19 protein-coding genes and 1 pseudogene are annotated in these 22,640 nt (G+C 71.2%); 12 read left to right on the top strand and 8 right to left on the bottom strand.

All coding sequences use genetic code 11. The features are described from left to right. Positions 1-70 precede the first annotated feature (70 nt). The 4 genes from ACGFR9_RS08860 to ACGFR9_RS08875 form a co-directional block, all read right to left on the bottom strand. Positions 71-568: an Ohr family peroxiredoxin gene (locus tag ACGFR9_RS08860; protein ID WP_393204389.1), complete on the bottom strand. Its 498-nt coding sequence runs from the start codon at positions 566-568 to the stop codon at positions 71-73. A gap of 161 nt (positions 569-729) precedes the next feature. Then, on the bottom strand, positions 730-1,626 hold the full coding sequence (locus ACGFR9_RS08865) for an RNA polymerase sigma-70 factor (RefSeq protein WP_393204392.1): 897 nt from the start codon (positions 1,624-1,626) through the stop codon (positions 730-732). A 124-nt stretch (positions 1,627-1,750) separates the two neighbouring features. Further along, on the bottom strand, positions 1,751-4,402 hold the full coding sequence (gene aceE, locus ACGFR9_RS08870) for a pyruvate dehydrogenase (acetyl-transferring), homodimeric type (protein ID WP_393204395.1): 2,652 nt from the start codon (positions 4,400-4,402) through the stop codon (positions 1,751-1,753). Positions 4,403-4,453: 51 nt separating this feature from the next. Beyond that, the gene (locus ACGFR9_RS08875) at positions 4,454-5,194 is read right to left on the bottom strand and encodes an SDR family oxidoreductase (protein WP_393204397.1); all 741 of its coding nucleotides are present in this window, start codon (positions 5,192-5,194) and stop codon (positions 4,454-4,456) included. Positions 5,195-5,380: 186 nt separating this feature from the next. Here ACGFR9_RS08875 and ACGFR9_RS08880 point away from each other — a divergent pair, with 186 nt between their 5' ends. The 6 genes from ACGFR9_RS08880 (at position 5,381) to ACGFR9_RS08905 (ending at position 10,741) form a co-directional block, all read left to right on the top strand. After that, a complete protein-coding gene (locus ACGFR9_RS08880) occupies positions 5,381-5,920 on the top strand; it encodes a DUF5134 domain-containing protein (protein WP_393204404.1) in 540 nt (179 codons plus the stop codon). A gap of 258 nt (positions 5,921-6,178) precedes the next feature. Beyond that, positions 6,179-7,075 (top strand): patatin-like phospholipase family protein, encoded by an 897-nt coding sequence (locus ACGFR9_RS08885; protein WP_393204407.1) that lies wholly within the window; start codon positions 6,179-6,181, stop codon positions 7,073-7,075. Beyond that, the gene (locus ACGFR9_RS08890; protein ID WP_393204410.1) at positions 7,075-8,289 is read left to right on the top strand and encodes a macrolide family glycosyltransferase; all 1,215 of its coding nucleotides are present in this window, start codon (positions 7,075-7,077) and stop codon (positions 8,287-8,289) included. The genes ACGFR9_RS08885 and ACGFR9_RS08890 overlap by 1 nt, the downstream gene beginning before the upstream one ends. A gap of 3 nt (positions 8,290-8,292) precedes the next feature. Then, on the top strand, positions 8,293-8,784 hold the full coding sequence (locus ACGFR9_RS08895) for a hypothetical protein (RefSeq protein ID WP_393204413.1): 492 nt from the start codon (positions 8,293-8,295) through the stop codon (positions 8,782-8,784). Next, complete coding sequence (locus ACGFR9_RS08900) at positions 8,781-9,701, top strand: hypothetical protein (protein WP_393204416.1); 921 nt, start codon at positions 8,781-8,783, stop codon at positions 9,699-9,701. The genes ACGFR9_RS08895 and ACGFR9_RS08900 overlap by 4 nt, the downstream gene beginning before the upstream one ends. 197 nt (positions 9,702-9,898) lie before the next feature. Continuing rightward, positions 9,899-10,741 (top strand): endonuclease/exonuclease/phosphatase family protein, encoded by an 843-nt coding sequence (locus ACGFR9_RS08905; RefSeq protein WP_393204419.1) that lies wholly within the window; start codon positions 9,899-9,901, stop codon positions 10,739-10,741. Between the two features lie 5 nt (positions 10,742-10,746). Here ACGFR9_RS08905 and ACGFR9_RS08910 read toward each other — a convergent pair whose 3' ends face one another. Both ACGFR9_RS08910 and ACGFR9_RS08915 read right to left on the bottom strand, forming a co-directional pair. Beyond that, entirely contained in the window at positions 10,747-12,282 is a 1,536-nt protein-coding gene (locus ACGFR9_RS08910; protein WP_393204422.1) for an MFS transporter, read from the bottom strand. Between the two features lie 113 nt (positions 12,283-12,395). Next, positions 12,396-13,742, bottom strand: a complete 1,347-nt coding sequence (locus ACGFR9_RS08915; protein WP_393204425.1) for a family 43 glycosylhydrolase — start codon at positions 13,740-13,742, stop codon at positions 12,396-12,398. A 239-nt stretch (positions 13,743-13,981) separates the two neighbouring features. Here ACGFR9_RS08915 and ACGFR9_RS08920 point away from each other — a divergent pair, with 239 nt between their 5' ends. Genes ACGFR9_RS08920 through ACGFR9_RS08945 form a run of 6 tightly spaced genes read left to right on the top strand, consistent with a single transcriptional unit; the run spans position 13,982 to position 20,399 of the window. Beyond that, the gene (locus tag ACGFR9_RS08920) at positions 13,982-15,247 is read left to right on the top strand and encodes an ROK family transcriptional regulator (protein ID WP_311642775.1); all 1,266 of its coding nucleotides are present in this window, start codon (positions 13,982-13,984) and stop codon (positions 15,245-15,247) included. Beyond that, complete coding sequence (locus tag ACGFR9_RS08925; protein ID WP_393204429.1) at positions 15,234-16,097, top strand: ABC transporter permease; 864 nt, start codon at positions 15,234-15,236, stop codon at positions 16,095-16,097. Before ACGFR9_RS08920 ends, ACGFR9_RS08925 begins: the two co-directional genes overlap by 14 nt. Continuing rightward, positions 16,094-16,903, top strand: a complete 810-nt coding sequence (locus tag ACGFR9_RS08930; RefSeq protein ID WP_393204431.1) for an ABC transporter ATP-binding protein — start codon at positions 16,094-16,096, stop codon at positions 16,901-16,903. The genes ACGFR9_RS08925 and ACGFR9_RS08930 overlap by 4 nt, the downstream gene beginning before the upstream one ends. 20 nt (positions 16,904-16,923) lie before the next feature. Beyond that, on the top strand, positions 16,924-17,922 hold the full coding sequence (locus ACGFR9_RS08935; RefSeq protein ID WP_393204434.1) for an aliphatic sulfonate ABC transporter substrate-binding protein: 999 nt from the start codon (positions 16,924-16,926) through the stop codon (positions 17,920-17,922). Next, complete coding sequence (locus ACGFR9_RS08940; protein ID WP_393204436.1) at positions 17,919-19,427, top strand: sulfatase-like hydrolase/transferase; 1,509 nt, start codon at positions 17,919-17,921, stop codon at positions 19,425-19,427. The genes ACGFR9_RS08935 and ACGFR9_RS08940 overlap by 4 nt, the downstream gene beginning before the upstream one ends. A gap of 18 nt (positions 19,428-19,445) precedes the next feature. Beyond that, positions 19,446-20,399 (top strand): formylglycine-generating enzyme family protein, encoded by a 954-nt coding sequence (locus tag ACGFR9_RS08945; protein WP_393204439.1) that lies wholly within the window; start codon positions 19,446-19,448, stop codon positions 20,397-20,399. A 10-nt stretch (positions 20,400-20,409) separates the two neighbouring features. Here the strand turns inward: ACGFR9_RS08945 and ACGFR9_RS08950 are convergent, their stop codons facing one another. After that, positions 20,410-21,078, bottom strand: a complete 669-nt coding sequence (locus tag ACGFR9_RS08950; RefSeq protein WP_393204442.1) for a nitroreductase — start codon at positions 21,076-21,078, stop codon at positions 20,410-20,412. A gap of 82 nt (positions 21,079-21,160) precedes the next feature. Further along, positions 21,161-22,171: pseudogene (locus ACGFR9_RS08955) on the bottom strand (coagulation factor 5/8 type domain-containing protein); the annotation flags it as partial. Positions 22,172-22,640: the final 469 nt, after the last annotated feature.

A 22,640-nucleotide genomic window follows, 5' to 3' on the forward strand; every position in this document is an offset into this window, starting at 1 on the left:
ATGCTGCCTTTCGGAGTGCCTCACTGGTTCACCTACTAGACAGTGGGGCCCGCGTCCGTGTGACAGCGCGCTACGACGCCAGGGTGATGGTGGTGGGGGTGCCCCGGGCGGTCATCCTGGCGTAGGGGCAGAGCGAGTCCGCCCGTTCCAGCAGGGGTTCGGCGATCTCCGGGTCGATGCCCGGCCAGCCGACCACCAGGTCGACCCGGAGCAGATAGCCGCCGTCCGCCGGATCCCGCCCGAACGCCACGGTCGCCGCCACGGAGATGCCGGACGGATCGAGTTCCTCCTGCCGCGCCACCAGGCTCAGCGCCCCGTGGAAGCAGGCCGCGAACCCGGCGGCGAACAACTGCTCGGGATTGGTTCCGTGACCGTCTCCGCCGAGTTCCGCGGGCATACGGAGACTCAGGTCCAGCACTCCGTCGTCCGACCGTGCCCGGCCCGAGGCCCTCCCGTGCGCGGACGCCCCGCCGCCGACGGTCACGGTCGTCGTGTAGAGGGCGGAGAAGGACGCCCCGGCGTAGTCCTTGTCGGTGGACAGTGGGGGCGACGGGAACTGCTCGGTCACAGTATGACTCCGGCGTGGGAAACAGTGGGACGTGCCTGTCCGGGCCTTTTCCCCGGGCCGGTGGGGCGAAACGCGGTCGTCATGTGTCCGCCCTTCGGGATCGCGGGTGCCCGGGGGTGTCCGGACACCCGTCCGGACACTCCTGTGGTCGGCACCGGGTCTCAGCCGCTCAGCGACGCCACGTACGGAGACAGCTTGGCCGGGTTCATCACCCACATGATCCGGTCGATGCCGTCCGCCGACACATCGATGGACAGCAGGGCCATGGGGTCCCCGTCGACCGAGACGAGGACCGCCGGCCTGCCGTTGGCCTCGACCCACCGGGTCCGTGCCTGCGGCCAGAACCGGGGGGCGAAGGCGGCGAGGTACTTGGAGACGTGGTCGATTCCCACGACGGGGATCCGCGAGGCGCCCCGGATGCCTCCGCCGTCCGCGTAGCTGACGACGTCGGCCGCGAGCACGTTCTCCAGCACCGCCATGTCGCCCCGCTGCGCGGCGGCGAGGAACACCTCCAGCAGGCGCTTGTGCTCGGCGGGGCTGACCGGCTCCTTGCGCTCGGCGGCGAGGTGCTTGCGCGCCCGGCTCACCAGCTGACGGGTGTTGGCCTCACTCGTCTCCAGGATCTCCGCGACCTGCTTGTACGGGTAGTCGAAGGCTTCCCGCAGCACATAGGCGCCCCGCTCCAGCGGGTTCAGCTTCTCGAGCAGGAGGAGGACCGCCATCTCCAGCGCCTCGGCCCGTTCGGCGCCCATCTGCGGGTCCTGGCTGGTGTCGACGGGTTCGGGGAGCCACGGACCGACGTAGGCCTCCCGCCGCACCCGCGCGGACTGGGCGACGTTGATGGCCAGCCGCGTGGTGATCGTGGTCAGGAACGCCGTGGGCTCGTGGACGCCGCCGCGGTCGGTGTTCTGCCAGCGCAGCCACGCCTCCTGGAGGACGTCCTCGGCCTCCGCGGAACTGCCGAGCACCCGGTACGCGATACCGAACAGCTGTGGACGGGCCGCGATGAAATCCCGCGTCGCCCGGTCGAGGGAATCGGTGTCATCCCCAGTGTGCATGGTTGTCCCTTCCGACTCCTGCCCAACCATGCTACAAGCCGGTCCGACGGTATGCGCCCGGGGGACGCGGGAGCCCGCACAACGTCGGCGACCGGTCATGGCACACCGTGTCACTGCCAGGAGATCAGCCCTGCCACCTGTAGTGCTCCCGGGCCCGTGCCACCGTCTTCGGGGAGACGGCGCCGGTCCGGGCCAGCCGGTCCAGCGCCGCCACGGTGATCGACTCGGCGTCCACGCGGAAGTAGCGGCGCACCGCGTCCCGGGTGTCGGACAGACCGAAACCGTCCGTGCCCAGTGACGCGTAGTCCTGCTCCACCCACTGGCTGATCTGGTCCGGCACCTGCCGCATCCAGTCGCTCACGGCCAGCACCGGTCCCGGTGCGCCCGCCAGCGCCCGCGTCACGTACGGCACACGCTCCTCACCGCGCAGCCGCGCCCGGTCGGCGCACAGCCCGTCACGGCGCAGTTCCGTCCAGGACGTCACCGACCACACGTCGGCCGACACACCCCAGTCCGCGGCGAGCAGCTCCTGCGCCTTCAGGGCCCAGTGGATCGCCGTACCGGACGACAGCAGCTGGATGGCCGGACCGGCGCCGGGGGAGGGCGCCTGCCGGTACCGGTAGATGCCCCGCAGGATCCCCTCCTCCACCGACGGACCGGCCGGCATGGGGGGCTGCCGCTTCGGCTCGTTGTAGACCGTCAGGTAGTAGAAGACGTCCTCGGGCCGTTCGCCGTACATACGGCGCAGCCCCTCCCGGACGATCACCGCGATCTCGTAGGCGTAGGCCGGGTCGTAGCTCACCGCCGCCGGATTGGTGGAGGCCAGCAGATGCGAGTGTCCGTCGGCGTGCTGCAGCCCTTCCCCGGTCATCGTCGTACGGCCCGCCGTCGCGCCGACGACGAAGCCGCGCCCCAACTGGTCGGCGAGCGCCCAGAACTGGTCGCCGGTGCGCTGGAAGCCGAACATGGCGTAGAAGATGTAGAACGGGATCATCGGCTCGCCGTGCGTGGCGTACGAGGTCGCCGCGGCGGTGAACTCGGCGAGGGAACCGGCCTCGGTGATGCCCTCGTCGATGAGCTGCCCGTCGCGTGCCTCCCGGTAGTACAGCAACTGGTCGGCGTCGACGGGTTCGTAGGTCTGGCCCTCGGGCGAGTAGATGCCGGCCGTCGGGAACAGGGCCTCCATGCCGAACGTACGGGCCTCGTCCGGGATGATCGGTACCCACCGCGGGCCCGTCTCCTTCCCGCGCATCAGGTCCTTGACCAGGCGGACGAGCGCCGTGGTGGTGGCCACCTCCTGCTTGCCGAACCCCTTCCGCAGGGACTCGAACGGCCGGGCGGGCGGCTGCTCCAGCGGTTTGGCGACGACCCGGCGCACCGGTGCCGGGCCGCCGAGTGCGGCGCGACGCTCGCGCAGATAGCGCACCTCGGGCGCGTTCTCGCCGGGATGCCAGTAAGGCACCAGGTCACCGCTCAACGCGCTGTCCGGGATGGGGAGTTCCAGGAGATCGCGCATCTCGCGGAACTGCGCCATGGTCAGCTTCTTCATCTGGTGGTTCGCGTTGCGCGACTCGAAGTCCGGGCCCAGGGTGTGTCCTTTCACCGTCTGGGCGAGGATGACGGTCGGCTCGCCCCGGTGCTCGACGGCGGCCCGGTAGGCGGCGTACACCTTGAGCGGTTCGTGCCCGCCGCGCGAGTCGCCGAACAGGTCCGTGAGCTGTGCGTCGCTCAGTCCCGCCGCGATGCCGGAGAGCGCGTCACCGGTGAAGAAGTGCTTGCGGATGTAGGCGGCGTCGCGGGCGGCGTACGTCTGCATCTGCGCGTCGGGCGCCTCGGCGAGACGGCGGACCAGGCTGCCGTCGGTGTCCTGCCGGAGGACGGGGTCCCAGGCCTCGCCCCACAGCGACTTCACCACGTTCCAGCCCGCCCCGCGGAACCTCGCCTCCAACTCCTGCACGATCTTCGAGTTCGACCGTACGGGCCCGTCGAGCTTCTGCAGATTGCAGTTGACGACGAAGGTGAGGTTGTCCAGCCCTTCCCGGGCGGCGAGGGTCAGCGCGGCGGTCGCCTCGGGCTCGTCCATCTCCCCGTCGCCGAGGAACGCCCACACCCGGGAGCCCGAGGTGTCCTTGATGCCCCGGTCGTGCAGATAACGGTTGAACCTGGCCTGGTAGATGGCGGCGAGCGGCCCGAGCCCCATGGAGACCGTGGGGAACTCCCACAGCCACGGCAGCCGCCTGGGGTGCGGGTACGACGGCAGCCCCTGCCCGTCGGCCTCGCGCCGGAAACCGTCCAACTGCCGTTCGCTCAACCGCCCTTCGAGGAACACACGCGCATAGACGCCCGGCGACGCGTGCCCCTGCACATACAGCTGATCCCCGCTGCCGTCCCCGTCCTTGCCGTGGAAGAAGTGGTTGAACCCGATCTCGTACAGCCAGGCCGCCGAGGCGTAGGTGGAGATGTGACCGCCGAGTCCCAGGCGGGAGCCGCGGGTCACCATCGCCGCCGCGTTCCACCGGTTCAGCGCGGTGATCCGGGACTCCATGCCGATGTCACCGGGGAAGGCGGGCTGCGCCGCCGCCGGGACGGTGTTGACGTAGTCGGTGGAGAGGAGCCGGGGGAGGGCCACACCGGACCCGGCCGCGTACTCGTGCACCCGCCGCAGCAGATACGCGGCCCGCTCCGGCCCCGCGTGCTTCATGACGGCGTCGAGGGACGCCTGCCACTCGGCGGTCTCCTCGGCGTCACGGTCGGGCAGCTGGTCGAGTTCACTCATGGCGGCACATCTCTCTGTTCGGGCGTGGTGCGGGGAAGGGGCGGGGCCGGTTCACCGCCGGGCCAGCCACCGTGTGAACGTCTCGTGGCCCACACGGGCGGGGGACCGCGGCAGCAGCGTGCGCTCCTCGATCCGCGCGCCGAAGAGCCGGGCGCCGGGGTCGGTGACCACGTCGCGTACATCGCCCCGCGCGGCCAGCAGCTTCGCGGTGAGCTCGTCGAGCCGGAACTCCTCGGGGCCGGCGACCTCGAGCGTCCCGAACAGCGGCAGCCCGACCGCGACATGGGCGACCGCGGCGGCGACGTCGTCCGTGGACACGGGCCGCACCAGCACGGGAGCGGCGTGCACCCCGTCCCCGTACGTGCTCATCAGCGCCAGGGACTCGACGGATTCGAAGAACGGCGCGGCCCGCACGATCGAGTGCGGCAGGGGCGAGCGCCGTACACGCTCCTCCTGCAGCCGCTTCGCACGGAAGTAGCCGGACTCCAGGTGCTCGGCCCCCACGACCGACAGGACCACGTAGTGCTCGACGCCCGCGGCCGCCGCGGCCCGCAGCAGGTTGGTGGTCGCCGTGTCGAAGAACCGCACGCTGGTCTCCTCCGCACGCGAGGGGGCGTCGGTGACGTCCACGAGCACGTCCGCGCCCCGCAGTGCCCCGGCGAGCCCCTCCCCGGTGACGACGTCGACCCCCGTCCCACGGGAGACGGACACGACCTCGACCCCGTGATCCCGGAGCCCGGCGACCGTCCTGGATCCGATCAGTCCGGTGGCACCTGCGACTACGACTCTCATCTGGAGACCTTCCCGTCCGGGGCCGGCGGCCCCTGTGGTGTCTGGGTGACGGCGGAGCCGGCCACTCATCACCTACGACAGGACTGCCGCCGCCGGTGTGACACCGTGCCCCGTCCCCCATGTCACATCCGCGCCGGGCGCCCGGTCCCTGTCTGGCAAACGGTCCCGGAATCCGGAGTGGTGGTCGTGCGTCCTGCTGATGTCCTGTCCGGCCTGCTGACAGCCCTGTTCGCGGCCGCGGCCGTCCGGGGGCTGTGGCACGGCGTGCTGTCCCCGGAGCAACGAGGGCACGACCGGGTCGGCCACCTCCTGCACACGGCGATGGCACTGGCCATGGCCGTGATGCCGTGGAGCCTGGGCATCGAGGTTCCGGGCCCGCCCCAGGCCGCCTTCTTCGCCACGGCGGCACTGTGGTTCCCGGCGAGCGCCCTGGTACGAACGCACGGCCGGCGGCCGGCCGCGGTCCTGCGGAGTCTGCCGTACGCGGCCGGCATGGCGGCGATGGCCCTGATGGCGCACCGTATGACCGGCCACTCGCACGGGGCCGCACCGGTGGCCGCAGCGCTGGCGGTCTTCCTCCTGCTGTGCGCGCTCCGGTCACTGACCCGCTGTATGCCGAGCCTGCGCGCGGCGGCCGGGCGCCGGACGGCCGGGGAGCCGTACGCCTGCTTCTGGGACGGCTCGATGGCCCTCGGCACGGCCGTCATGCTGCTCATGCACCCATGAGGCGCTCCACACGATGTGACATAGTGTGCCCATCGACCTCTCCGAGGTCGACGCAGCCCTCGACTCCCATGGAGCGGACGCGCGGACGGCTGACGACCGAGCGGACCCACCACCGCGGCGACGGCCGGCATGCCTGTGACGTACGACGGAACCGCACCGCCGTACGTCACAGGCATGCCGTGTCACAGACGGCGGGCCCGTCCGGTCCATAGGGCGACAACGCGAACGACGCGGCATCATGGCGAGAGAGGGTGAACCATGAGTGGCTCGGGCCTGCAGAACCTTCCCCGGCCGGTGGCGGCGGTGGTCGGCGGCGGAGGAGTGCTGGGCGCCACGCACGTCGGCGTCGGATACGCCCTGGAACAGCGGGGATTCCGCCCCGACATGATCATCGGCACCTCGGTCGGCGCGCTCAACGGAGCCATCGCCGCCGCCCACCCGGGGGAGGCCGCGCCCTGGCTCGACCATGTGTGGACCCAGCTGCGCCGCCGCGAGGTGTTCCCCTTCGGCTTCCTGCCCTCCATGGCCAGCGTCTTCGGTGACCGCGGCCTGCGCCGGCTGATCGCCAGGGCCGGGCTCCCGCCTCGCATCGAGCGGCTGCCGATCCCGTTCACCGCGGTGGCCACCGACCTGGCCACCGGCGAGCCCGTGCTGCTCGACCACGGTGACCTCGAGTCCGCGCTGCTGGCCAGCGCGGCCGTCCCGGGAGCCCTGCCCCCGGTGGACCGCGAGGGCCGGACCCTCATCGACGGCGGGGTGATCGCCTACGTCCCCGTCCGTGCCGCGCTGCGGGCCGGCGCGGCGAGTGTGGTGGTGCTGTCGACCGGCCCGGAGGGCGGACCGCTGAGCCCCGTCGTCCCCCGGCGGGCCGGCGCGGTCGCCTCCCGGGCCGGGCTCGTCCTCCTGCGCCACCAGATCGAGAGCGGCCTGCGGGAGGTGGCCGGACAGATCCCGACCGTCGTGGTGCCGACCGGCATCGAGACCTGGCCGGCGCCATGGGACTTCGGCCACTCCCAGCGGCTCATCGGCACCGCCGCCCGCACCGCGGGACGCTTCCTCGACCGGCTGGACGTCGCCGGGCCCGGCCTCTACCGGGACGAGAACCTTGTGCCCGGCACCTCACCCCGCACCTTCTCGCTCGGGGGGACCCACTGATGAGCACCATCGCGTTCCTCAACATCCCCCTGCACGGACACATCAACCCGACACTGCCGGTCGTGGCCGAACTCGTCCGCCGCGGTCACACCGTCACGTACCACACCACTCCCGCGTTCGCCGACGAGATCGCCGCCACCGGCGCGACCGTGCGTCTCTACCCCGGCGAGGGCCTGCTGCTCTCCGGACCGCCCACGCCCATCGGCATGCTGCACGGGCTCGCCCGCACCGCCCTCGCCGTGCTGCCCGCCGTGCTGGCCGATCTGCGCCGCGCCCGGCCCGACCTGATCGTCCACGGCTCGGCATGTCCCTGGGGGCCGGTCGCGGCCGCCGAACTCGGGGTGCCCGCGGCCGCCGCGTTCACCACCATGGCGTTCGACCGCCGGGTGCCCAGCCCCACCCGCGCCTCATGGGAACTGCTGGCCGCCGGGGCGGCCCGGCCCCGCACCGCGTTCGGCTGTCTGCGCACCCGGTGGCGGCTGTCCCGGCGCTACGACACCCGGAACCTGCCCCTGCTCGACCTCGCGAACGCGAGCCAGCCGCTCAACCTGGTGTTCACCTCCCGCGCCTTCCAGCCCGGCGCCGCTTCCTTCGGCCCGGCGTACCGGTTCGTCGGCCCCAGCGTCGGCGCCCGCCCGCGCGACCCGTCGTTCCCCGCGGACAAGCTGGAGGCACCGGTGCTGTACGCCTCGCTCGGCACGGTGTTCGACGCCGGCCCGCGGGTACTGCGCACCTTCGCCACCGCGCTCGCCCCGCTGGGCGGCACCGTGGTTCTCGCCACCGGGCGCACGGACCCCGCCGTGCTCGGTCCGCTGCCGGACAACGTGTCCGCCCGCGCCTTCGTCCCGCAGCCGGAGGTACTGGACCGTGCCGCACTGTTCGTCACGCACGGCGGCATGAACAGTGTCAACGAGGCCATGTACGCCGGTGTGCCCATGCTGGTCGTCCCCCAGGGCGCCGACCAGCCCATGGTGGCCCGACGGGTCGTCGGGCTCGGCGCCGGACTGTCCCTGCGTACCGAGGACGTCACCGAGGACGCGGTGCGTTCCCTCGCCCGGCGGCTGCTCATCGAGCCCCGCTTCCGGGACGCGGCGGCGGTCCTGCGGGTGGCCCAGCGCGAGGCGGGCGGCCATCTGCGCGCCGCCGACGAACTCGAGGACCGTCTGCCCCGGGCAGTCGGGCCGGCCCCGGCGGACCTGCCCCAGGAGAGCTGAACCATGTCACCCGCACTTGTCGTCCTGGTGGTGTTCGCCGGACTGTCCGAGGCCGTCGGACGGCTTCTGCCCCTGGTCGCCCGCCGCTCCCGTGTGTCCCGGCCCATCATGGCCGGGCTGCTGCTGACCGGCACCGTGGTCGAGAGCGCCGTCATCCTGCTCTGGCCGGTGACCGCCTGGACCCTCGCCGAGCTGTTCCTCTCCGCCCCCGTCTCCGGAGGCGAGGCGCTGACCTGGACACCCGGCGAGGTCGCCCCACTGCTGCTGTGCGCCGTCATCGCGTTCCCGCTGCTCGGACCCCTGCTGCACACGCTGCTCCTGACCGGCGTCGGCGCCGGGCTCGTCACCCCGCTCGCCGAGCTGACCGGACTGGGCCGGTGGGGCGCGGCCGGCTGTGTGGCCCTGGCCGGCGTAGGACTCGCCGCCGCCGTCGAGGCCGTACGCCGTCTGGTCGCGCGGATCAGCGTCGCGGGAGTCAGGGAGCTGCCGGTATGACGTGGTTCGCTCTCCTCGCCCTGCTGCTCGGCCCGGTGCTGCTCGCCGAGGCCCTGCTCGCCCGCTACGAGGTACTGGTCTACACCACCGGCTGGCGCGCGCCCGCCACCGGCCTCCCGCCGGGCATGCCGTACGCCCGGGGTGCCGACCCCGACCGTCCCCCGGCCGCCTACCTCGTCTACCTGGACGGCATCGGCAAACGCCGCTTCACCGACACCCGCGACGGCGGCCAGCTCGTCAAGGCCCTGATCGCGGCGGCACCGGAACTGCGGGTCCTCGGACAGGTGCAGCCGTACTCACCGCTGGCCGCCCCGCTCGCCAACCGGCCCGTGTGGGTGTGGATCCGCCGGCACGTCGGACTGCTGCTGTTCCTCCACAACGTCATGCAGATCTTCGTCGCCGCCGACCACCGCTACCGTCCCCTCTACAACCGCGCCGTCGGCGGCCAGATCGCCAACCAGCTGAGGCTGGCCGGCTACCCACCGCACAGCGGAGTCCCCGTGGTGCTGCTCAGCTACAGCGGGGGCGCCCAGGTCGCCACCGGCGCAGTGGACGAACTGCGCACCGGGCTCGGTGCGTCACCGCTGCTGATCACCCTCGGCGGTTTCCACAACGGTGCCAACGACCTCACCGGGGCCGCGCGGCTGCACCAGCTCACCAGCTCCCGGGACCGGATCGAACGCATCGGTACCTGGCTGTTCCCCCAGCGCTGGGCGGTGTTCCGCGGCAGCGGCTGGAACCGTGCGCGGCGTGCCGGAAAGGTCACCGTGCATCGGCTGGACCCGGCCACCCATCTCGGCCGGAACAGCTACATCAGCCCGGACGCGCACCGCCCCGACGGACGCAGCCATCTCGACCACACCACCGACACCGTGCTCGCGCTCATCCGTGAGCGGAGTGCGGCCGGTCCCCGCTGAGGCGGTGGGGCGGGGGCCTGGATTTCGCCCCCGCCGCCCCTTCCCTTCCCGTCCCTGGGGTGGGCTCTGCCCCCGGGCTCCCATCCGCGCCCACGCGGCGGACCCCCATGTCGACACAGCTCCGCGCCCTTCAGTGAGGTGTGCCACGTGTGCTTCCATTCGGTTCCGGCCCTCCCCCTACCCGACCTGGAGAAGGCATGAAGCCCAGACCTCGCCGCGCCGCCGCCGTACTCGTCGCCGGTCTGCTGGTCACGGCGTTACCCGCGACGGCCGCCCGCGCCACCCACGCGCATGCGGTGCCACTGCGGGTGGCGACGTACAACATCCACGCCGGGGCCGGCCAGGACCAGGTGTTCGACCTCGACCGCACCGCCGAAGCCCTGCGCGATCTGCGCGCCGATGTGATCGGCCTTCAGGAGGTCGACGTCCACTGGGGCGCCCGCAGCGCGTTCGCCGACGAGGCCCGCGCGCTCGCCGGGAAGCTGCGCATGCGGGTGTTCTTCGCCCCCGTCTACGACCTGGACCCGGCCGCCGGAACCACCGAGCGCCGGCGGTACGGCGTCGCCGTACTGAGCCGCCACCGGATGCTCACCGCCGAGAACCACGAGATCACCCGGCTCTCCACCCAGACACCCGACCCGGTCTCGGCCCCCGCGCCCGGCTTCGCCGAAGTGGTGCTCGATGTGCGGGGCGCGCGCGTGCACCTCTACACCACACATCTGGACTACCGGGCCGACCCGTCCGTCCGCGAGGCCCAGGTGGCGGACATGCTCGGCGTCCTGGCCGCCGACCGCGGGCCCAAGGTCCTGGTCGGCGACTTCAACGCCGAGGCGACGGCCCCCGAGCTGGCGCCCCTGTGGCAGCGGCTGCGGGACGCCGCCCCCGGCGCGGGCGCCACCTACCCGGCGAGCGAACCGGTGAAGCGCATCGACCTGGTCACCGTCTCACCCGACGTCCGGATCACCGGCGCCCGCACCGTGGCCACGGAGGCCTCCGACCACCGGCCCGTGGTCGCGGATCTGCTGATCCGCGGGCGCTGACCCGTTCACCCGCCCTGAAGGCGCTGCAGGTCGGAGGGGCGGACCTGGATGGCGAGGACGGCGATCAGCGCGGCGATCACGGCGAAGACAGCCGCCGTGATGAAGGCCGCCGACACCCCGGAGGTGAGGACCTGGTCGCCCCAGGGCGACGGCAGTTCCCCGGTCCGCCGGAAGCGCAGCCGTTCGGCGGGGGTCGCCTGCTGGAGGAAGCGCGGTATCTGTTTCTCCGCCTCGTTGCGGCTCGCCGTACCGAACATCGTGACCAGGATGGACAGTCCGAGCGAGCCGCCCACCTGCTGGGTGGCGTTCAGGAGCCCGGAGGCCGCCCCGGTCTCCGGGACGGGTACGTCGGACAGCGCCATCAGCGTCAGCGACACGAACTCCATGCCCATACCGAGGCTGAAGACCAGCATCGGACCGAGGACACTGCCCGCGTAGGTGGAGTGGATGTCGGTGAGCGTCAGCCAGGCCAGGCCGGCCGCCGCCAGCACACCGCCCCCCACCATGAAGGGTTTGGGCCCGTACACGGGCAGGAACCGTGAGGCCAGCCCGGCACCGACCGCGATGACCGCGCTGACCGGCAGAAAGGCGAGCCCGGCCCGGAGCGGACTGAAGCCCAGCACGTTCTGCACGAACAGCGTCAGGAAGAAGAACATCCCGAACATCGCCGCGGCGAGGCACAGCATGATGCCGTACGTGCCCGCCCGGTTCCGGTCGGCGAACATGTGCAGCGGGGTGATCGGCTGCCGGGACCTCCGCTCCACCAGGACGAACACCGCGAGGATCACGACGGCCGCGGCGAACGAGACGAGCGTGAGCGTGTCCCGCCAGCCGTCCTGCGCGGCCCTGATGAACCCGTAGACGAGCAGCACCATGCCGGCCGTGGAGGTGAGCGCGCCGGTGATGTCGAAGCGGCCCGGGTGGCGTTCGGACTCCTTGATGAAGCGCGGCGTGGCGAGGGCGATGAGCAGCCCGATCGGCACGTTGACGAAGAGCACCCAGCGCCAGTTCAGCCACTCGACGAGGACGCCCCCGGCCAGCAGCCCGATCGCGCCGCCGCCCGCCGACACCGCGGCGAACACCCCGAACGCCCGGTTGCGTTCCGGCCCTTCACGGAACGTCGTACTGATCAGGGCCAGGGACGTCGGTGAGGCGATGGCTCCGCCCATGCCCTGGAGGGCGCGGGCGGCGAGGAGTTGGCCGGAGTTCTGGGCGAGCCCGCCGAGCAGCGAGGCCAGCACGAACAGCAGCACCCCGACGATGAAGACGCGCCGTCTGCCGAGGATGTCGCCGGCCCGGCCGCCGAGCAGCAGCAGACCTCCGAAGGTGAGCGTGTAGGCGTTGACCACCCAGGACAGGCTCGTGGTGGAGAAGTCCAGGGAGCGCTGGATGTGCGGCAGCGCGATGTTCACGATGGTGATGTCCAGCACCACCATCAGCTGGCACGAGGCGATGACCAGCAGGGCCATCGCCTTCCCGGCGCCGCCGGTGTCCCGGTCGGTGCGCCGTGCGGAAGCCGGACGCGGAGTGCTTCTGGTCATGCGGGGTCGCCCTTTCGGGAGTCCACCGTTCGACCGTACGCGCACGCTCCGGGGCCCACCACTCGGGGACGGGCGGTGCGGGAGCCGGGCGGCTCCCGCACACCCGAGGCCCCTTAAGGGCGATTCCCCTTCTCCTTCGGGCGGCGCTCCACGTACAGGCGGCCGTCCTTCGGGCCGGTCCACTCCAGCCGTACGACACCGGGGACGGCGGCGTCGTCGACGCGGGCCGGGTCCTTCCAGTAACCCTGGGCGGGGTTACGGAAGAACGTCGCCCACAGGCCGCCCTCGTGGTCCTCGAAGAAGTTGTTGTGCCCGGCGCCGACGCCCGCGGTGTACCGCTGCGCGTACGGGCCCTCGAAGTGGTCGGAGACGGCGACGATCGCGTCGTACTGGTACTGCACGCGCCCCGTCCCGGGCGGGTCGTAGGCGTTGCGGGTGCTGCCGTAGGCGTCGACCGACGTACGGTCCCAGGCGGCGTGGACCAGGTAGTACCGGCCGCGGTACTTGAAGACGTAGGCGCCCTCGAGATACGGCTCGGGGGAGTAGGGCGTCTGCCGGAACTTCGGGAGGTCCGTCGTCGTGACGATGTCCTCCATGTCGTCGCGGAACCTGGCGTACAGATCGTTGTGCAGCACCAGCCAGGCGTCGTCGCCCTCGGTGTACAGGCCGCCGTCGATGTGGAAGTAGGCGCCGGGCTCGATGAACGCCGGCCCGCCGGTGAACGACTCGCCGAACGGCTTCTCCAGGTTCCCCTCGACCAGCCGGTACGGGCCCTCGACACCGCCCTCGCTCACCAGCATGAACGAGCCGACCTTGCGGGAGTGGTCGCCCATGCACGCGACGATGTACCAGCGGCCCTTGAAGTGGTGCACCTCCGGCGCCCACGCGTTGCCGCGCTTGCCGAACCGCTCGTCGTGCCAGTACTCCTGCCAGGGCGCGACGACCGTGCGTCCGGGCCGGTTCTCCCCGACGAACTCGGGCGACCACACCTTGCCCTTCTCGGCGTCCGGCCGTATCCGGGTCGTGTCCGCGAGTCTCCACGGGCCCTGGAGCGAGGGCGCCGTCCACACGAAGATCCCGTCGTTCCAGGGGCCGGCCGCCTCCAGGCCCGGCACCCGGCCGGTGCCCGTGGCGACATAGAGCGGGCGGCCGTCGACGGTGAAGCAGTTGACGTAGGTGTCCCGCATCCACACCCGGCCGTGCTCCTTGTCGCGGGGACGCAGCTCCAGCGGCAGCACGAAGGAGTTGTCCTCCCGCGGCCACAGGTCCAGCCGGGTGTCGGCGACGCCGTAGGGCTCGGGGTCGGGCCAGTTCGACGGGCGGGGGCCCGCGGCGGCGGCCGGGGACGGCTTGGACGGGGCCGCCTGCGCGGCGGTCGCGGGCAGGGCCGCCGCGGCCCCCACGCCGGCGGCGCCGGCCAGCAAGGAGCGACGGCGCAAACGGTTCTCGGCACCGGTCATCAGTCGCGTTCTCCTTCGTCGTCCCCGCCCCGGACGCATGCGGCAGCCCGAGGAGGGCTGCGAGGCGGGGGTGTGCCGCACAGCATGCGAACACCGACACATTTACGTCAACACCCCGGACGAATAATCGTGGTGAAACCGGTGGTTCAGGCACTTGCCCATCAGGCCTTATGAACGATTCGTTTCCTCTTTCTGTCGGAGTGTTGACGGAATAATCCGGCCTCTCTACGTTGACCGGCATGCAGATGCCCAGCGGAGTGCACGCACTGGTCAGGCGCACCCATGAGGAGCGCGTCCTGCGTGCACTGCAAGAGAACGGCGCCATGAGCCGCGGCGAGATCGCCCGCCTCGTGGGCCTGTCCCGCACCACCCTCTCCGAGATCACCGGCAGCCTCCTGCAACGGGGCGCCATCGTCGTCGTGGACACCGACGCGTCCCGGCGCGAGGGCAGTGGCCGGCCGGCCGAGCGGCTGGCGCTGGACCCGTCGTCGGCGCAGTTCATGGGCGTCGACTTCGGCCACCGTCGGGTCCATGTCGCGGTGGCCGACGCCTCGCACGAGATCATGGCCTCGGGCGCGGTCCGCTACGACGACACGACGCCCTGGCAGCGGCGGACCGAGCTCGCCCTCGCCCTGGTCGAACGGCTGATGGCCGAGGCCGGTGTCCACTTCGGGGCGCTCCAGGGCATCGGCATCGGTGTGCCGGGTCCCTACCCGGCGCCGGAGGCGGCGGCCTGGCCCCGCGCCACCCCGCCGGGGACGGTGCTCCGGCCCGCCCCCGAGGGTGTCGACCTCGCCTTCGCCGAGCGTTTCGACGCTCCGGTGATCGTCGACAACAACACCAGGCTGGCCGCCCTCGCCGAGGCGATCAGCGGCGCCCACAGCGTCGCCGACCTGGTGTACGTACGGCTGTCGGACGGTGTCGGCGGCGGGCTCGTCGTCGGCGGGCACCTGGTGACCGGCTCGTCCGGGCTGGCCGGCGAACTCGGGCATGTGACCGTGGACCCGGCGGGGCGGCCGTGCCGGTGCGGCAAACGCGGCTGTCTGGAGACGGTCGCCTCGGTGCCCGCGATCCTCGCGGCCTGCTGGGAGTTCGGTCTCCCGCTGGAGAACCTGGGCGATCTGGCGGACGCCGTCGCCCGTGCGCACCCCGTCGTCGACCGGGTGCTGCGCGAGGCGGCCGGGGCACTGGGACGCGTCGTCGGAGCGGCGACGATGACCCTCAACCCGGCGAAGGTCGTCATCGGCGGCGAGATCACCCAGCTGGCTCCGGTGATCGTCGAGCAGGTCGCCGCCACGCTCGCCGCAGACCTCTTCCCGACCGCGTCGGCCGGACCGGCCGTCGAGGCCGCCCGCCTCTCGGACGACGACGGCGCCATCGGCGCCCTCGCCGCGGTCTTCCACAACTCCCCACTACTGGCGCGGTATCCGGAAACCGCCGATGTGAAGGCAGGTACCGATGCCCGTGACTCGACCATCGAAGGAGTCGCCCATGTCCGTCCTTGACAAGCGGGGCGCCGAACCACGACACCCCACCACGGACAGAGCGGCCCCGGACGAACCCGGCACCCCGGACGCGAAGAAGACCGCGGCGGAGCGCTCACCGTCGGGCAGGCGCGGGCTCCCCCTGTTCCTGAACGCCGTGTCCATCGCACTGGGGATCGCGCTGTGGTGGATCCTGGCGTCCGCCGGCTTCAAACTGCCGACCCCGCCCGAGGTCGTCTCCCGGGCCTGGACCCTGCTCGGGGACGGCACCCTCGCCGACGACGTCCTCGCCAGCCTGACCCGCGTCCTCATCGGCTTCGCGCTCGGTACGGCCGCGGCCGTACCGGTCGGCTTCCTCATGGGCTGGTACGGGACCGCGCGGGGCCTGATGGAACCCTGGATCCAGTTCTTCCGCACCGTACCGCCGCTGGCGATCATCCCGCTGGCCGTGGTCGTCATGGGCATCGACGAGACCCCGAAGATCTTCGTCATCTTCCTCGCCGCGTTCCTGGCCTGCGTGATCTCCACCTTCCAGGGCGTCGTCAACGTCGACCGCACCCTCATCGACGCGGCCCGGGTCCTGGGCGCCAAGGACGCGACCATCTTCGCCCGCGTCGTGGTGCCCGCCTCCACGCCGTTCATCCTCGTCGGCATGCGGGTCGGCCTCGGCTCGGCGTGGGCCACCCTCGTCGCAGCGGAGCTCATCGCCGCCCAGGAGGGCCTCGGCTACCGCATGCAGAACGCGCAGCTCTACTACGACCTGCCGACCATCTTCGTCGGACTGATCTCGATCGGGATCCTCGGTCTGCTCATGGACCGCATCCTGCTCCTCGCGGAACGCAAGCTCACCGGATGGCAGGAACGCCGATGACCAGCAAGCCGGCCAAGATATCCGTCCAGGGCGTCACCAAGACGTTCGCCCTCGGCCGGGAGACCTTCACCGCCCTCGACGACGTCTGTCTCGACATAGCGGAACACGAGTTCGTCACCGTCGTCGGCCCCTCCGGCTGCGGCAAGAGCACCCTGATGAACATCCTCGCCGGACTGGAGACACCCAGCCGGGGCCGGGCCCTGGTGGACGGCGCCACCGTCTCCGGACCGGGACCCGAACGCGGCGTGATCTTCCAGCAGTACGCCCTCTTCCCCTGGCTCACCGTGCGCCAGAACGTCGAGTTCGGGCTGCGCACCACCGGCGTCCCCAAGGCCGAACGACGCGGCCGCGCCGAGCACTTCATCGAACTGGTCGGACTCGAACGCTTCGCCGACGCCCTCCCCAAGACCCTGTCCGGAGGCATGCGCCAGCGCTGCGCCATCGCCCGCGCCTACGCCGTCGACCCCTCGATCCTCCTCATGGACGAACCCTTCGGAGCCCTCGACGCGCTCACCCGGGTCAAACTCCAGGAACAGCTGCTGCGCACCTGGAGCCAGGACAAGCGCACGGTGCTGTTCATCACCCACGACGTCGACGAGGCCGTGTTCCTCGCCAACCGGGTGATCGTCATGGCGGCCCGCCCCGGCCGCGTCTACGACGTCATCGAGGTCGACCCCGCCATCGTGCGCGACGAGGCGTTCCGCCTCAGCCCCGAGTTCGCCGCACTGCGCAACCGCGTGTGGCACTCCGTCTACCACCAGGAAGGCCGCACCGCCTCCGCGGCCGCGGCCGCCACAGCGAACTGATCCGGAAGGTACCCACAGCCATGCCACGCTCCCTCACCCGCAGACACCTCACCGCCGCCCTGGCCGGCGCGGCCGCGCTGGCCCTGCTGACCGCCTGCGGCAGCGACTCCTCCGGAGGGTCCGGGGACACGGTGCGCTTCGGCTACATCGGTGACTTCAACGGTGCCAGCCTCATCGCCATCGCCGACGCCAAGGGCCTGTGGAAGAAGCACGGACTCGAGGCGGACGCCAAGGTCTTCACCAACGGCCCTCTGCAGATCCAGGCCCTCGGCACCGACAACCTCGACTTCGGCTACATAGGCCCCGGCGCGATGTGGCTCCCCGCCTCCGGCCAGGCCAAGGTCGTCGCGATCAACACCCTCGGCAACTCCGACCGGGTCCTCGCCCAGCCCGGCATCACCTCGATGCGACAGCTCAAGGGCAAGACCGTGGCCGTACCCGAGGGCACCTCCGGCGACATGATCCTCTCGCTCGCCCTGAAGAAGGCCGGCATGACCAAGGACGACCTGAAGCTCGTCCCCATGGACCCGTCGACCATCGTCTCCGCCGTCTCCTCCCAGCAGGTCGACGGTGCCGGCTTCTGGTACCCGGCTGCGGCCACCATCAAGAAGCAGGTCCCCGACCTGGTCGAACTCGCCAAGAACACCGACTTCGAGGACGAGGTCTCCTTCCCCACCGCCTTCGTGGCCGGCAACAAGCTCGTCGCCGACAACCCGGAGAAGGTCGGCAAGGTCCTCGCCGTCCTGCGCGAGGCCATGGAGTTCCGGTCGAAGCACATGGCCGAGGCGATCTCCCTCACCGCGGAGAAGCTGAAGATCCCCGCCGATCAGGTGAAGGCCGACGCCGCCAACAACAAGGTGCTCGGTGTCGACGAGCTCGACAGGCTCACCGAGGACGGCACCGTCGACAAGTGGCTCAAGGGCATGAACGACTACTTCGTCGAGGCGGGCAAGCTGAAGCAGCCCGTCGACCCCGCGCAGTACTACACCGGCGATCTCTTCATCGGAGCAGGTAAGTGACCCAGTCCGGCACGCCCGGGAAGAACATCCTCTTCCTGATGACCGACCAGCACCGCGCCGACACCCTCGGCGCGTACGGAAACCCGCTGGCGCACACCCCCGTCCTCGACGAACTCGCCGCCACGGGAACCCGGTTCGACCGCTGGTACACCCCCACCGCGATCTGCACGCCGGCCCGGGCCAGTCTGCTGACCGGCCAGGCACCCTTCCGGCACAAGCTGCTCGCCAACCACGAGCGCAACGTCGGCTATCTGGAGGACCTGGCGGAGGACCAGTTCACCTTCTCCCACGCCCTGCGGGAGAAGGGCTACAACTGCGGCCTCATCGGCAAGTGGCACGTCGGCACCCGGCGCACGGCCGCCGACTACGGCTTCGACGGCCCCGAACTCCCCGGCTGGCACAACCCGGTGGACCACCCCGACTACCTCACCCACCTCGACGAGCACGGTCTGCCGCCGTACCGGATCAGCGACCGCATCCGTGGCACCCTGCCCAACGGCGGCCCCGGCAATCTGCTCGCCGCCCGGCTGCACCAGCCCGTCGAGGCCACCTTCGAGCACTACCTCGCGACCCGCGCCATCGAGAAACTGGAGCAGTACGCGGCGGACTCCCGCGAACGCGAGCAGCCGTTCTTCCTCGCCCTGCACTTCTTCGGCCCGCATCTGCCGTACATCCTCCCGGACGAGTACTTCGACCTGGTCGACCCGGCCGATGTGGAACTGCCGCGGTCCATCGCCGAGACCTTCCACGGCAAACCGCCGGTCCAGCGCAACTACAGCGCCCACTGGACCTTCGACACCATGCCGATCGAGACCACCCGCAAACTCATCGCCGTCTACTGGGGTTATGTGGCGCTGATCGACCGGCAGATCGGCCGGGTCATGGAGGCCATGGAGCGACTCGGACTCACCGACGACACCGCCGTGTTCTTCACCTGCGACCACGGGGAGTTCACCGGCTCGCACCGGCTGCACGACAAGGGCCCGGCGATGTACGAGGACATCTACCGCACCCCGGGCCTGCTCCGCGTGCCCGGCACACCCGGCGGTGTCGTACGGAACGAGTTCGTCAGTCTGCTCGACTGCACCGCGACCATCCTCGAACTGGCCGGCGTCGACCCCGAGCCCGCGGTCGACTCACGCAGCCTGCTGCCGCTCGTGCGGGGTGAGGAGACGGACTGGGCCGAGGACATCGTCTGCGAGTTCCACGGCCACCACTTCCCCTACCCGCAGCGCATGCTGCGCGAGGACCGCTACAAACTCGTCGTCAACCCGGACTCGGTCAACGAGCTCTACGACCTGCTCCGTGACCCGGACGAACTGCAGAACGTCCACGACCACCCCGAGATGGCCGGGGTCCGCTCCCGGATGACCCGCCGCCTGTACGACCTGCTGCGGGAGCGCGGCGACAACTTCTACCACTGGATGACCTCGATGTACGACGTCGGCGAGGTGGGCCACGACCCCACCCTGAGCGGACTCGACGAATCCACCTACCGGCCCTGACCGGACCCTGGACTTCCCATGACGAGTGAACACGCCTCCTGCTGCACCCCGGCCGCCGCCCCGGTCACCCTCACCCCGCCGTCCACCACGACGGCCCCGCCCGCCGCGAGAAAGCGCTCGACCCGCGGGCAGGTCCGCCTGCCCGGGGGCGGGTTCGCCATGGGAGACGCCTTCGACGAGGGTTACCGCGCCGACGGTGAGACCCCCGTTCACGCGGTACGCCTGAAGCCGTTCCACATCGACGAGACCGCCGTCACCAACGCGCAGTTCGCCACCTTCGTGAAGGCCACCGGCCATGTCACCGACGCCGAACGGTACGGCTCCTCGGCGGTCTTCCACCTCGTGGTGGACGCCGACCCGTCCGACATCCTCGGCGACGCGGCCGGAACGCCCTGGTGGATCAATGTCCGCGGCGCCCACTGGCGGCGCCCCGAGGGCGGCCGGTCCGGCATCGCCGGCCGGCAGAACCACCCGGTCGTCCACGTCTCGTGGCACGACGCGAGCGCCTACGCACGGTGGGCGGGCAAGCGTCTGCCCACCGAGGCGGAGTGGGAGTACGCGGCACGCGGCGGCCTGGACGGACGCCGCTACGCCTGGGGCGACGACCTCACCCCGGGCGGCCGCTGGCGCTGCAACATCTGGCAGGGCCGCTTCCCCCACACCAACACGGCCGAGGACGGCCACCTCACCACGGCGCCGGTGAAGTCCTACCGCCCCAACGGCCTCGGCCTGTGGAACGTGGCCGGCAACGTGTGGGAATGGTGCGCCGACTGGTTCTCGCCCACCTACTACACCCACTCCGCGGCAGAGGACCCGAAAGGCCCGGAAACCGGCACCTCACGGGTCCTGCGCGGCGGCTCCTACCTCTGCCACGACTCCTACTGCAACCGCTACCGGGTGGCGGCCCGTTCCTCCAACACCCCGGACTCCTCCACGGCCAACCTCGGCTTCCGCTGCGCCAACGACGCCTGAGGGGGCCGGCTCAGACGTCGCCGACGAAGACGACCGTCTCGTCCAGTGGCGCCCGGCCGATCCGGGCGTCGCCGGCCGAGACGTCCTCGTACCCGATCGACATCCCGCAGAAGAGCAGGAGTTCACGGGGCGGCGAGACGATCTCGGCGACGGTCCGGTGGAACTTCGCCCACGCCATCTGGGTGCAGCTGTGCAGCCCCTCGGCGCGGAGCAGCAGCATGACCGTCTGCAGGAACATGCCGACGTCGGACCACTGGGCCGGACCCATGTCCCGGTCGATGTAGCAGAACAGGGCGGCGGGCGCGCCGAAGCACGCCCAGTTCGCCGCCGAAGCCCTGTGCCGTGCCTCCAGATCCTCGCGCGGGATGCCGAGCGCCCCGTACCGGTGCTCGCCGAACTCGGTCCGGCGCTCGCGGTACGGGGTCCCCAGCGCGGGCGGGTACATCGTGTACTCCGGCTCGTCCCAGGAGTCTCCCGCGGCTAACCGCTCACCGGCCCGCTTCTTGAGTCCGGCCAGCGGGCCGCCGGTCACCACATAGGCGTGCCACGGCTGGAGGTTCGACGCGGACGGAGCCCAGGCCGCCGTGGTGAGCACCCGCTCCAGCACCTCCTCGGGTATCGGTCTGTCGGTGAACCCGCGCACTGCCCGTCGGCTCGTGACCGCCTCGTAGACGTCCAACGTCGCCTTCCCTTCCGGCTGATCGACATGTCCCCCGGATGACCGGGGGACGCCGGAGTCCGTGACAGCGCGCGGGCGTCCGTCACGGGAAGTTCACAAGATCGGCGACGTTCGTCGACGAGTTGGAGGGGCCGCCGCGGTCGTTGATGACATGGCGGATGGTGCCGGTGCCGCCGAGGGAGACCGTCACCATGTTCTGGAAACGGACGTTCGGCCTGTTGGGGACCTCGAAGGCGTGCTCGGCGGTGACGGACGGGTCTACGCTGAAGAAGCAGTAGCTGCCGAGGCCGTACGCCTGGTGGCTGGTGACACCGTCCGCGACCTTGTAGGCGGCGTAGCCCTGGGTGGAGCCGTTCATCCAGGCGGCCTGGCTGGGCGGGTCGTACGGCATCTCGTTCTGGTAGAAGTATGTGCGCCCGCCGTTGCCGTTCCAGACGGTCTGGTGCTTCTGGTAGTGCTCGACGAACAGGCCGTACATGGTGACGTCGTCGCCGTTCACGACGAGGCCGGTGTCGGCGGTGTTGGTGTTCCAGCCGATGCCGTTGCCGTGGTCGCCGCGCCAGATCCACATGTGGTCGCCGATGACGTCGTCGCTGTTGACGACGAGGCTCGTGGTGGCCTTGCCGGCGTGCGCGCCGCCCACCCGGAAGTACACGTCGTGCAGGGAGGTGGGGTTCGCGGAGTGGTCGGCGGCCGCGCCGGTCGGGCCGACCTCCACGAGCGTACGGGAGTTGGTGGTGCCGGCGTCGAAGAGGACACCCGCGAGCTTCACCCCGTCGACGTCGGCGACCGTCATGGCCGTCACGCCGTTGTCCGGGACGAAGGTGGCGAGACCGAGCCCGAGGACCACGGTGTCGGGACGGGTCACGCGCAGGGTCTCACTCAGATGGTAGACACCCGGCGTCACCAGCAGGTTCTTGCCCTCGGCCAGCGCCGCGTTGAGCTGCGCGGCGGTCGCCCCCGGCTTGACGACATGGAACCGGTCCATGCCGAGCGAGGTGCCCGCCGCGTTCCCGTTGGCCCAGGTGGTCGCCGTCGAGTCCGTCCGCAGCGAGGGGACGAACACCCTGTAGGCGCCCGCCCCGTCGACGTACCGGCCACGTCCACGCACTTGCCGCCGAGCCCGGTGATGCGTCCGGTGGCGGCAGCGGCGGCACTCGCCGGGACGGAGTGGAGACCTGCCAGGAGGGCGGCGACGGCCGCCGTGCCGAGCGCGCCGCGCAGCGCGGGTCCGCTCAGAAGCGTCGTGGTCATGAGTCACTGTCCTTCTTGCCGCCGACGCCCGGCACGCGGCCGCAGTACCGCTTCCGGAATGTCTAGGACATGCCAAAACGGCTGCGGACTCCATGACGGCTGTGCGGCGGCAGGTGGGGGAGAGGATAGGAAACCTTACTTACTCCAGTCCGTGATTCAAGAAGTGACCGAAGCGCCTGTCAAGAGTTTGGTCCAGTCCAACTCGCGCCCGTGGTGCAGGAGTTCCCGAGGCCGCTCCCCGCTTCCGGTGAGCGGTCATCGCACCCGCTTTCGCGCCAGGTGCTCCGCGCTTGCCTGACCTATCGAAT

The sequence above is a fragment of the Streptomyces sp. NPDC048584 genome (genome assembly GCF_043199595.1).
Classification (GTDB): Bacteria; Actinomycetota; Actinomycetes; order Streptomycetales; family Streptomycetaceae; genus Streptomyces; species Streptomyces edwardsiae.